The organism is Winogradskyella pacifica, from assembly GCF_013403915.1.
Taxonomy (GTDB): Bacteria; Bacteroidota; Bacteroidia; order Flavobacteriales; family Flavobacteriaceae; genus Winogradskyella; species Winogradskyella pacifica.
Genome location: NZ_JABFDI010000012.1, coordinates 126,085 through 138,222, shown reverse-complemented (window position 1 = coordinate 138,222; position 12,138 = coordinate 126,085). Strand labels below are relative to the sequence as shown.

The 12,138-nt window shown below is 33.4% G+C and carries 12 protein-coding genes; all 12 read right to left on the bottom strand.

Annotated elements, in window-relative coordinates; genetic code table 11:
• Positions 1–84: 84 nt before the first annotated feature.
• Positions 85–564, bottom strand: a complete 480-nt coding sequence (locus HM984_RS12060) for a YtxH domain-containing protein (RefSeq protein WP_179349334.1) — start codon at positions 562–564, stop codon at positions 85–87.
• 90 nt (positions 565–654) lie between these two features.
• A complete protein-coding gene (locus tag HM984_RS12055) occupies positions 655–1,419 on the bottom strand; it encodes a sulfite exporter TauE/SafE family protein (protein WP_115808165.1) in 765 nt (254 codons plus the stop codon).
• Positions 1,420–1,443: 24 nt separating this feature from the next.
• Positions 1,444–1,830 (bottom strand): VOC family protein, encoded by a 387-nt coding sequence (locus HM984_RS12050; RefSeq protein WP_020895647.1) that lies wholly within the window; start codon positions 1,828–1,830, stop codon positions 1,444–1,446.
• Positions 1,831–1,894: 64 nt separating this feature from the next.
• Positions 1,895–2,353, bottom strand: coding sequence for a DUF1801 domain-containing protein (locus tag HM984_RS12045; RefSeq protein ID WP_115808163.1), 459 nt, complete (start codon positions 2,351–2,353; stop codon positions 1,895–1,897).
• Between the two features lie 28 nt (positions 2,354–2,381).
• Entirely contained in the window at positions 2,382–3,320 is a 939-nt protein-coding gene (locus tag HM984_RS12040; protein ID WP_179349333.1) for a 2-hydroxyacid dehydrogenase, read from the bottom strand.
• Positions 3,321–3,368: 48 nt separating this feature from the next.
• Positions 3,369–4,742, bottom strand: coding sequence for a magnesium transporter (gene mgtE / locus HM984_RS12035; protein WP_115808161.1), 1,374 nt, complete (start codon positions 4,740–4,742; stop codon positions 3,369–3,371).
• Positions 4,743–4,808: 66 nt separating this feature from the next.
• The gene (gene rsmA / locus HM984_RS12030; RefSeq protein WP_115808160.1) at positions 4,809–5,585 is read right to left on the bottom strand and encodes a 16S rRNA (adenine(1518)-N(6)/adenine(1519)-N(6))-dimethyltransferase RsmA; all 777 of its coding nucleotides are present in this window, start codon (positions 5,583–5,585) and stop codon (positions 4,809–4,811) included.
• Positions 5,586–5,727: 142 nt separating this feature from the next.
• Positions 5,728–6,048 (bottom strand): DUF4286 family protein, encoded by a 321-nt coding sequence (locus HM984_RS12025; RefSeq protein ID WP_179349332.1) that lies wholly within the window; start codon positions 6,046–6,048, stop codon positions 5,728–5,730.
• A gap of 151 nt (positions 6,049–6,199) precedes the next feature.
• Positions 6,200–7,984 carry a tetratricopeptide repeat protein gene (locus tag HM984_RS12020; protein ID WP_115808156.1) on the bottom strand — a complete coding sequence of 595 codons (1,785 nt, stop codon included), beginning with the start codon at positions 7,982–7,984 and terminating at the stop codon, positions 6,200–6,202.
• 390 nt (positions 7,985–8,374) lie between these two features.
• The gene (gene serS / locus HM984_RS12015; protein ID WP_115808155.1) at positions 8,375–9,646 is read right to left on the bottom strand and encodes a serine--tRNA ligase; all 1,272 of its coding nucleotides are present in this window, start codon (positions 9,644–9,646) and stop codon (positions 8,375–8,377) included.
• Between the two features lie 154 nt (positions 9,647–9,800).
• Positions 9,801–11,108, bottom strand: a complete 1,308-nt coding sequence (locus HM984_RS12010; RefSeq protein WP_115808153.1) for an HTTM domain-containing protein — start codon at positions 11,106–11,108, stop codon at positions 9,801–9,803.
• Positions 11,101–12,009 (bottom strand): bifunctional riboflavin kinase/FAD synthetase, encoded by a 909-nt coding sequence (locus tag HM984_RS12005; protein WP_179349331.1) that lies wholly within the window; start codon positions 12,007–12,009, stop codon positions 11,101–11,103. Before HM984_RS12005 ends, HM984_RS12010 begins: the two co-directional genes overlap by 8 nt.
• Positions 12,010–12,138: the final 129 nt, after the last annotated feature.

Here is a 12,138-nt window from a genome sequence, read left to right as displayed (position 1 = left end):
CTTTAAGATACGAAAATCAATGCTTCTTTGAAAATATAAAATATAAAAAAAGAGACTGCCTTTTTAGACAGCCTCTTAATATTTTTAAAGGCCTTTAAACCATTCTTGAAATTGTTTACCAAATAAAAATGTTGGTTTCATCTCACCTCCTAATGCAGCAATTATACTCATAATCCATGCTATAAGTAAAACAAGCCACATTATTAAATTTATAATCGGAATCCATGATGAAACAACCGCTATTAGAACTAGACCTAGCATCTGCCTGATGTAAAAAGAACCAAATTCAGTTTTATTACTACTATTCATTACAATAGCAATAATCCACCCAATAAAGGTAATGTGTGCTATGATGGCAACATTTTTACCGTCACTAAATACTTCTTTAGCGTCGTTACCGAAATCATCAGCCGCTCTTTTTGCGTCACGTCCAAATTCCTTGGCATCATCTGAAAACTCATTAGCCTTTTGGCTTATTTTGTCTCCGGCTTTACGAGCATTATCTTTAGCATCATCTAACATATCGTTAAGATCATTGCCTAAATCTTTATTATCATCTGACATTTTTTTTAGTTTTTGGTTAGACCCTAAAGTTAGTAAAATATTAGTAACTCACTTAACTATTTTAGGTGCATCAATTATGTGATTTTTACATTATCCAAACAACATAATGACGCCTCCAATAGCCGTTGCAATTAAAATAAAACGCCTGTAATTAACATTAGAAATTAGTTTTACAATATATGCTCCTAGTAAAAAGCCTAAGAGCACTGCAGGAATTAATACGGAATTTAAAACCAGTGATTCTATGCTAACGGTTTCCCAAATAAAAATATGAAATGGAAGTTTTATGATATTAATAATAAAGAACAACCATGCTGCAGTGCCTATAAATTCGTTTTTCTTAAAACGCATGGTTAGAAAATATATATTAGAAATAGGACCTGCTAAATTGCCAATCATAGTTGCAAAACCAGTTAAAAAACCCATCCCTGTAGAAAATAATTTATTCTTAGGGACGTTGGTCGATTTTCGTTTTTCTAAGTAAACCATTATTAAAACTGAGGCCAATATTATCACTGCCATCAATCGTTTAAATATGAGTTCGGAAATATCATTTCCAACCCATACGCCAACTAATACACCAACAATTATCCATGGTATAAGCTTTTTTATAATAGCCCAATCGGCATGTCTATTATAATGTATAACAGCTAAGATATCTGCACAAATGAGCATAGGTAATAAAATACCTGTAGAGGCTTTTTCGCCAAAAACAAAGGCAAGTATAACAACGATTATGATGCTTACTCCTTTTATACCTGATTTGGATATTCCTAATAAAAAAACTGCAAAACCAATGGCTAACCATTGCAATGCAGTTAAATTATACGATTGAAGAATTTCTATGTACGACAACAATGAGTTTTAAAAAATTTGAATTTATTGAAAAGCACTGTCTATCGGTTCCCAAAGTTCTATTTTATTGCCATCATTATCCAATATCCATCCGAATTTACCATAACTGTATTCTTCCATATCACCTACAATGGTAACTCCTTCATCTTTTAAAGTTTCTAATAGTTCCTTTAGATTTTCAACTCTGTAGTTAAACATAAAGTCTTTTTTTGAAGGTTCAAAGTGCTTTGAATCCTCTGCAAATGGACTCCATTGTGTAGAGCAATCTTTACCTTCTTTATCTTTCCACCAAAAGGTAGAACCATAATCATCAGTATCAAAACCGAGATGCTTTTTATACCAATCTTTTGCTGCTTTTGGATCTTTGGTTTTGAAGAATAAACCTCCAATTCCTGTGACGCGTTTTTTCATTTTATCCTGAATTTATTGCCGAATCTCATTAGTTGAAACCCTAAAAGTTATACTTCTCTTTTTTTTACTTTTTCTTTAAAACGGACTCATAAATGTCTACCCACTCGGCACAGGTCATTTTTCTAGTGAGTTCTCCAATTAATTCAAACGGAATCTCATCCATTTTTTTAAATCGGATACAGCTTTTTCCCATATCGAGTTTGCGTTTACAATGCTTTGGATACTCCTTTATAAACCAATCATGTAATTCTGGATTCGCATAAATACCGCTATGATATAGGTTGACTGAGTTTTTTTGAGAGGCAAAACTCATAAATGGTAAAGGTGTTTTGGGATCACAATGATAACCATCGGGATAAACGGAATGTGGGACATAATAACCAATCATGTTGTATTGTATGCCTTCTTCAAATCCCTTAGGTAAATTATCTTTTATAACTTGTCTCAAAGTTTTTATAGCGCTTTGTCGCTCTTCCGGTACTTGGCTTATGTAATCTTCGGGAGACGTGGCTTTGTATGTCATGTTTAAAAGGAGATTGTAAAGCTCTAAGTTAACAAAATTTTGCTTTTATCTTATCAACGATAGTTTGTGAGAGTTTAATATTGCTTTCAACCGTCCAGCCTGCAACATGTGGCGAGAGTAAAACGTTCTCTGCTGCTATTAAATATTGAAAGGCTTCTGGCATTTCATTTGAAGTAAATAAATTTTCAAAGGATGATTTTTCATATTCTAAAACATCCAATCCTGCTCCTAGAATTTTACCAGATTTTAAACCTTTTACCAAATCTTCTGTAATCACGCTTTTTCCGCGTGCTGTATTAATAAGCCAAAACGGATTTTTAAACCCATTTATAAAATCTGAATTGATCATATTCAGCGTCAAATCTGTTTGTGGTATGTGAAGACTTAGAACATCAGATTTTGCTTTTAATTCTTCAAGAATTACTTGTTTAGCGTTGGCATCTCCGACATCTGTTTTTATGTCATAGCATAAAACTTCTACATCAAAGCCTTTTAGTTTTTTGGCGAAGGCTTTTCCCATATTGCCATAACCAATCAATCCAACAGTTTTCCCGTCTAATTCTAATCCACGGTTGTCTTCTCGTAGCCATTTTCCTTGTCTTACTTCTTTGTCTGCCTTATTCAATTTATTAAAAAGTGATAACAACATCCCTAAAGCATGTTCTCCAACGGCATTTCTATTACCTTCTGGTGCAGAAATGAGGTGAATGCCTTTTTTTTCGGCATAATCACAATCTATATTTTCTAATCCGGCACCAACACGACCTATGAATTTTAGGTTTGTGGCCGCATCTAAAAATGATTTGTCAATGCTAAATCGACTTCGGATGACCATACCATCATATTCAGAAATTTTTGCTTCTATTTCAGATTTTGAGGCTATGTAATCTTCGTGATTGGTAAATCCTAAATCGTTGAGCTGACTTAAAAGTAGAGGGTGGTTAGAGTCTAGGTGTAGTATTTTCATGGTAATACCAGTTTACGTAGGTTATAATAATTAGATGTTTTTAGGCTCTTAAATACCTAAAATCAATTTTGCTATTAAGAAGTAAATCAAAATACCAAAAACATCATTACTTGTAGTAATAAATGGCCCCGTTGCAACAGCGGGATCAATACCTCTTTTGTCAAGAAAAATAGGTATAAAAGTCCCAATAATAGCCGCCATTACAATTACAGCAACTAAGGCTATACTTATCGTTATCGATACGATATATGGTGTTCCGAATATAAAGTGGGTAATAAGAATGGCAACAAGTGAAATCGCTACACCATTTACCAAGCCTAATAAAAACTCTTTAAATAAGCGTTTTAAAATTTTTCCATCGATAGTGCCATTTGCAATACCCTGAACAACGATGGCTGAAGACTGTACTCCAACATTTCCGGCTGTAGCCTGAATTAAAGGTACAAAACTTAGCAACACAATAAAGTTGCCCATGTTGTCATTAAACTGCTCAATAATACTAGCAGCGCCAAGTCCACCAAACATACCAATGAATAACCAAGGCAGTCGTGCTTTTGTTAATTTTAAGATACTATCATCTGCTTCTACATCTTGCGAGATACCTGCTGCTAATTGATAATCTTTATCTGCTTCTTCTCTTATAACATCAATAATATCATCAATGGTAATTCTCCCCACTAAGGTTTGGTTATCATTGACTACAGGAATGGCTTCTAAATCGTATTTCGCCATTATTTTTGCAACATCTTCTACGTCATCATCCACATGTACCCAGTCCACATTGTCTTTAGCAATATCTGCAATTTTTGTATCGCTTTTAGAAATGATTAAATCTTTTAAAGACAATCTGCCAATAAGTTTGTCGTGCTTATCTACAACGTAAACAGAATGCACCCTTGTAACATCTTTGGCTTGCCCTCTAATTCTGCGTAAACAACCAGCAACTGTCCAAGTCTCATAAACCTTAACCAATTCTTTTGCCATAAGTCCACCTGCCGTGTCCTCGTCATAGGCTAAAAGTTCTTGAATTTCTTCTCGGTGTTCGTCGTCTTCAATTTGCGAGATTACTTCGGCTTGTCTATCCTCGGGTAATTCTGCGATCATATCGGCAGCATCATCCGTGTCTAGCTCTTCAACCTCTTCGGCAATCTCTTTAGTAGAAAGGTTTCTAAGAATTTTCTCTCTAATATCCTCATCGAGTTCCATGAGGATTTCAGAAGTGGTTTCAGAATCGAGCAGTTTTATGACATAAACGGCATCATCGAGATCTAAGTCGTCAAGAATTTCAGCAATATCTGCATGGTGATACTCGTTTAAAAGGATTTCTAGGTCTTTGTCATTTTGTTCTTCGACAAGGACTTCAACCTTTTCAATAAGTTCATCAGTTAACTGAAATTGTATGTTATCTTGGATATCTTCCACTTGATTTTTAATACGCTTTTACTTTAAAATGTTATCCGTCTGCGTTCTATGTGGTAGCAGAGGAAATTAGTTTTCGTCATTTTCAATTAATGAGGTTAACTCAATAAACTGAGCAACACTCAATTGTTCTGGCCGCTGCCCAAATATAATATTTGCTTTTAAATTATCCGACAGATTAAATGTTTTTAAGCTGTTTCGCAATGTTTTTCTTCGCTGTTGAAATCCTGTTTTTACAACTCTAAAAAATAATTTTTCATCACAAGGTAAGTCGTAATTCTCTTTACGTTTTAGCAAAAGCACACCCGAATCTACCTTTGGAGGTGGGTTAAAAACCGTTGGAGGCACTGTAAATAAATATTCGGCATCATAAAATGCTTGTGTTAAAACAGATAAGATACCATAAACTTTTGAACCTTCTTTAGAGCAGATTCGCATCGCAACTTCCTTTTGAAACATACCTGAAAACTCAGGGATTTGATCTCTCATTTCTATAGTTTTAAAAAGAATTTGAGACGAAATATTATAGGGGAAATTACCGATTATGGCAAATGGTTTATCTTCAAATACAAGGCTCAAATCGTATTTAAGAAAATCTTTTTCTATGATTCTATCAGCAAGATGGAGGTAGTTATTTTTTAAATAATCTACCGATTCTGTATCTATTTCAATAACATGTGTTGTAGTGTCTTTTTTGAGAAGATATTTGGTTAGCACTCCCATTCCTGGACCAATTTCTAAAACATCATTATAACCCTGAAGCGATAAACTATCTGCAATTTGTTGTGCAATAGATTCGTCTTCTAAAAAATGTTGGCCTAGATGTTTTTTTGCTCTTACTGTCATGTATTTATTTTTCTAACGAAGGCGCAAAGGCGCAAAGTGTTATAACACAAAGATACGCGGAGATGCACCGAGATTGGCAGAGTTGTTAAAATATTCTCTATTTATCTTTATAATTAAGATAGGGATAAATAGTTCTGCGGTTTTATTTGAAGTTTACTGAATACTCACCCACAACTTCTAATTCTGTTCTAAAGGATAAAACTTTATCACCAAAACGTTGCAATCCGTCCTGTTTTAAGCGTTCTGAATGTTCGGCGTAATAGGAGTTTAAAGCATCTCTAGAATGCGCTCTATATTGCACAGAATAGGTTTCTGTTTCGTCATCCTCAACCAAAACTTTGGTTAGTTTAGCTTCTTTAAATTTTCCTGTAGCTAAAACTTGTGGAATGTGTTCTTTTATCCATTTAAGCCATTCTTGGTGGATGCTTTTGTCTATGTTTAGGGTAACGTTGTAGATTATCATTAGTAATGTGAATTTGATGCAAAAGTATGAAATTGGATGTTAATAGTTTTTTTACGCAAAGATGTAAAAGAGGAGAAAGCTTGATAAGAAAAAAGTAGAAGAAGTAAAAACACCAACTACAGTAACTGAAAACTGTGAGTAAGACTAAAAACTAATTTATAGAGTCGCCACGTAATACCCTAAACTTCTTACGAGCTTCAATAAAATAAATACTGTCTTGGTGCTCAAAGATTATTTTTTCGTAGAGTAGTTTAGCTTCTTCAGGTTTTGCTAAATGGTTGTTGTAAAGTTCCGCTAAATAATAAAGCGTATCATCGACTAAGATATCTTCTCCGTAATCCTTGATGATGTTTTGGTAATTAGCTTCGGCTTTAGTGTATTGTTTCTTTTTTTCGTAGAGTTTAGCTTGTTGATATAAGGCTTGGTCTGTAATACTTTCTCCTTTGTGTTCTTCTAGAATTTTATCTAAAAGCGAAATGGCCTCGTCATTTTTATTTTGAAAGGCAAATAAGTCTGCTTTAGCATAATATTTTAATGCGGTCTGTGTACTGTCTTCAAATTTATTATCCGAAATCAATAATTTTAAGTCTAATGCATCATTAGCAATTAATTGCGAAGTTGAAGATTTTAAAATTTTAAGTTGTGATTCCGCCCAATCAAAATCACCTTTGTAATAACTAGTTTTAGCGACCTTAAATCGCGCTTCTTGCGCAATAGTGCTATTTTTTAAATTCGCTTGAATTTGAGAATAGAAAATCAACGCTTCATTAAACTTTTCTTGAAGCACTAAAATATCTGCCAATAGTAATTTTACTTTCGCCTCTTGAAACATTGAAATATTCAGCTTTAAACTTTTCTTTAAAAAACGAGTCGCAGCTTCTGTGTCTCTTAGGTTAAAGGCTAGAAATTTACCATAAGCTAATTGTAATGATAAGCTTAACTTAGAGTTTCCATATTCAGTAAGTAAGTTGTTGTAAGTTTCGTTAATCTGTTTCAGTGTTTTGTCATCAGCATTTTTTGTGTCTATTTCTAAAATGTATTGATGCGCAGTTAATGCTGTTACTGAATCTTGCGTAATTCCTAATATGTAATTAAAAATAGATTTTGCGGTATCGTCATCGTTATCCTTTTGAGCTGTAACAGCCAATTCTATTAAGCGATCTATACTTTCTGGATTACGTTTGTAAAGGGCCTTTTCTTGAATGAAGGATTTGTTATATGCTTTTTCTTGAACATACAGCCAACTCAACATTTCATACCAGTACGTTTCGGGGTTTTGCTGTATTTTTTTTAAAAGTAAGCGTCTTAAATAGCTGTTGTTTTCGTTTTCTTTATTTTCTGAAATAAACTCACTGATGGAGCGCTTTACATTGTTGAGGTAATTAGGCTTGTAATGAATATAGTCTATATAATTCTCAAGCATTTGTGTAACGTTACCTTGGTCTGCATAAATGCGTGCTAGTTGAATACTGTAGTTTTTATCTGGAGTTAGAATTTTACCTTTTTCATATACTTTGATGGCTTGATCTAAAAGTGAATAATTTTCGAATTGTCTGGCAATTGAATAAATAAAGATTGGTTTTTCGTCAACATAGGTTATAGCCTCATCATAAAGTGTATTGGCTTTAGTGATGCTATCTCTAAGTTGAAAATTATAACCCAATGCAATCACCAATTCCGGATTTCTGCTTCTAGCTAAGCGTTGAACAAGTATCTGTTCTGCTTCCTCATATTGCTCTAATTGTTGATGAATATCTACTAACTTATTAATGTAGTTGGAACTGAAAGGCTTTTCTTTTAGTAGGTTTTTGTATATAATTAGTGCTTTGTTAAATTCCGCTTTTTTATAATAGCTTTCCGCTAAATCCTCACTGTTTTGAGAGAAACCAGAAGACCATCCGAATAATAAAAGTAAAACGAAAAAGCGCTGTAGCATGTTTGTATTTTAGAGTATAGTGAAACTGATGTGATGTTCAAATATAACAAATGCTTCAAGTAGATATTGTAAAAAAAAGTATAAAAAAAATGCCTAAACGTGTGTTTAGGCATTTACCAGCAAAATAAATGTGCTATTAACCACTATCTTATAAAATATGATTCAATTATCTTGTCTTGGTTTTGTTTATAGGGTTAAAACAAAACTTTGCTTACTATTACAATCAATGAAACAAGTAATACAATGCGTTTTAAATTTTTCATGCTAGGGGGTATTCTTCTTGATTCCTCTAAAATCTGAATAAATTTCAACTTAAACGAAGAAATACCAAAATAAATGTTGAATTGCGTTAATTTTTAACAATTTTAAGAAAATACGGTGCTTTTTTTATTAATTGATAATATCAAAACCTGTATAAGGCACTAAAACTTCAGGTATTTTAATACCGTCTTCTGTTTGATAATTCTCTAATATACCAGCTAAAACTCTTGGCAATGCTAAAGAACTTCCGTTTAAGGTATGGCATAATTCGTTTTTACCATCAGCATTTTTAAAACGTAATTTTAAACGATTCGCTTGAAACGTTTCAAAATTAGATATAGAAGATATTTCTAACCAACGATCTTGTGCTGTTGAGAAGACTTCGAAATCATAAGTTAAAGCCGAAGTAAATCCTAAATCACCACCACACAATCTCAAGATTCGGTAAGGTAATTTTAGCTCTTGTAAAATTCCTTTTACATGATTTACCATGCCATCTAATGCTTTATAAGAATTATCTGGGTGTTCAACTCTAAGGATTTCAACCTTATCAAACTGGTGTAATCTGTTTAATCCTCTAACATGTGCTCCATAACTACCAGCTTCACGTCTAAAACAAGGTGTGTATCCTGTAATGCTAATTGGTAGATCGGTTTCGTTTAAAAGGGTGTCTCTAAATATATTAGTTGCAGGTACTTCTGCTGTTGGAATTAAATATAAATTATCTGCAGTAACATGGTACATTTGCCCTTCTTTATCTGGCAATTGACCCGTTCCGAAACCAGAGGCTTCATTAACTAAATGCGGTACTTGGTATTCTGTATAACCAGCTTCTGTGTTTTTATCTAAAAAATAAGCAATTAATGCACGTTGTAATCTGGCACCTTTACCAATATAAACGGGAAAACCTGCACCTGTAATTTTGTTTCCTAATTCAAAATCGATGATGTTGTATTTTTTGGCTAATTCCCAATGTGGCAAAGCTCCCTCGTGTAATTTTGGAATGTCACCTTCTCTAAACGTTTCCTCATTGTCTTCATCTGTATTTCCGGCAGGTACAATAGGATTTGGAACATTAGGAATTCTGTATAACAATTCAGAAAGGGCTTCAACTTTATCGTTAAGCTCTTGTTCAAAAGTCTTAGTGATTTCCTTTAGTTGCGTAGTTTTTTCCTTTAGGATGTTCGCTTTTTGCGTTTCTCCAGATTTATATAAATTACCAATCTCTTTAGATAAGGAGTTAGATTCTGCTTTTGTATTATCTAATTTCGTCTGAATTGCTTTTCGGTCTTCATCAAAAGCAATCGCTTCATTAATCATTTCTGTAGCATCAATATTTCGTTTTGCTAAACGTGCAATGATGTCTTCTTTATTCTCTTGTATAAAAGCAACTTGTAACATATCTATGAATTAAGTTAATACCACGTGGTATAGGAAAAATAAGCCACAAAAGTAAAAAGAAAATGACCAGATAAAAATAAAAAGGTTTTATTTTATAATGTAAAATCTGATTTAAAGGACAACGCGTTTTTACAGTGATAATCTATTGAAGTGATTATTTTGAAGGTAAAATCCAATCATGATGTTTAAAGTGGTGCCATTCCTCGTTAGCAATATCAACTTTTGGGTCTATGAGTTGCCTTGATGGTTTTCCATTAACTCTCACAAAAGAATTGACATATACTTTTATTGGAATTCCCTTTTTAGCAAAATCTTGTTTAAGATGCTGCGAAAATTGCCAAATAACATCTGGTTTTGTACTCGCTCCCCGTTGTTGCTTTTTGGTTAAATAATCATTTAACTTTATAGGGATGGCCTTGTTTGTCTCTGCATTAATTACCTTATAGGTTGTTCTACCGCTTTTGGCGCGTAGCATCATTCTCCAAGATAAACGATGGCCTTCTTCGGTCCATAATACATCATCTTCAAAAAAATGATGTCTAAGTGGTAATGCGATTTGAATGATGAAATATATAGAAAATACTGATAGTAAAACCGTGCTGTATTTTGGAACAATAACATCGTCGGCTTCATAATACACTTTCCGTTTGAGGAATATAGTCTTGATGACTTTAGGTTCAAAAAAGAACAAACTAAATGCTAAGGACATGTAAGGGAAAATTCCGATATGAAAGATGAAAGAGTTAAACAAATGAAAGAAAATAGACGCAAAGAAGGCATATTTACGTGTGCGTTTAAAAAGTAATAACGGAATAATTAAACCGTCGAATAAAATACCACCATAAGCTAAAATATAGTGTACTGTTTTTTGCTGTAAAAGTTCGCCAACGACATAGAAATTGGCTTTGCTTTTCATAAGAATTTCCATTACAGAACCATCTAGCCAATCGGGATAAAATTTAGCGGCAGAAGCATAAGTATAAAGAATAAATAATTGTAGCACAAAAACCCACTTACACCAACTGGGCATTGAGATGCTTTTAAGAGATGGGTTTAGTTTAACATCTAAAGACGCATAGCGATTTGCAGGTAAAAATACCATTAAAAAGCTTAGCAACATCAATAGGTAATAATGATTGTTATACGATGATTTTTGCATGAGATACGTCGCAGTCCACATCAATGCAAACATGAGCATGCTAAATCTATATTTGTAGCCCAACATAATAAAGAGTCCAAAAAGACCCATAATAGCATAATAGGCATACATCCAGTCCCCAGGAAGTGGTTGTAGCCACTCAAACCCAATAAAAGAAAAGGTAAATTCGGGTTCTATTAAGGTACGCCTAATCCAACCGGTGAAAATGGCTCCTACTGCTTCTAAAAAACATAACAACCCAAAAACGATTCTAAAAACGATGAGTCCGGAATTGTCTATATGTTTAAATAGAAACTTATTCATTTAAGGTTTTTAAATAGCTCGATGCTTTTGTCATATCCTTTTTGAGTTGCATTTTTAAGGCCTCTAGATTTTCAAATTTTTGTTCGCTACGTAAGCGTTTTAAAAATTCGATTTTTAATTCAGCATCATAAATATCGCTCTTAAAATTGAAAAAATACACTTCGATAGAACGTTTTTTACCATCAACGGTTGGGTTGGTGCCAATATTCATCATTCCAAAAATCGTTTTGCCTTCAATTACAGATCTTACCACATAAACCCCGTCGCTCGGAATGAGTTTGTAAGTTGCTATAATATTAATATTTGCGGTCGGGAAATCTATGGTTCTGCCCAGCCCTTTGCCTTTAACGACTGTGCCTGTAATAAAGAAATTATAACCTAAATACGAATTGGCTAAGTCTACCTCACCTTGATTTAAGGCGGTTCTAATTTTTGTAGAACTCACCGTAACATCTTTTAAATCTTGCGCAGAAATTTCTTCAACCTTAAAATCGTAGAGGTCAGCAAATGCTTTGAGGTCTGTGATATTTGCACTTCTATTTTTTCCGAAATGATGATCGTAACCAATAACGATTTGTTTGGTGTTTAGTTCGTCTACTAAAATTTGCTTTACGTAGTCTTGAGCAGAAAGATTGGCAAATTCTTTGGTGAATTTTTTTACAATAACCTCCTTTATGCCATGCGATTTTAATAATTCTATGCGCTCTTCAATAGTGTTTAGCAAGCGGATAGAATCATCTTTTTGAAGCACCATTCTTGGATGCGGAAAAAGTGTTAAAACCACAGGGACAAGGTTTTGTCTTTTAGCAAGTTTTACTACTTTTTTTAGTATTTTCTGATGCCCAATATGGATACCGTCAAAGGTGCCTATAGTTATTACTTTTGCCGAATTTGAAGTCAAGCGTTTTGTTTTATTGATTTATAATACATGTTTTAAAAAAATATAAACCCTGAAGAATCTTAATTTTATATACAAACATTTATGAAAACAAAGCTACATTTTGTTTTGTCATTATCCTTGTTTTTATTG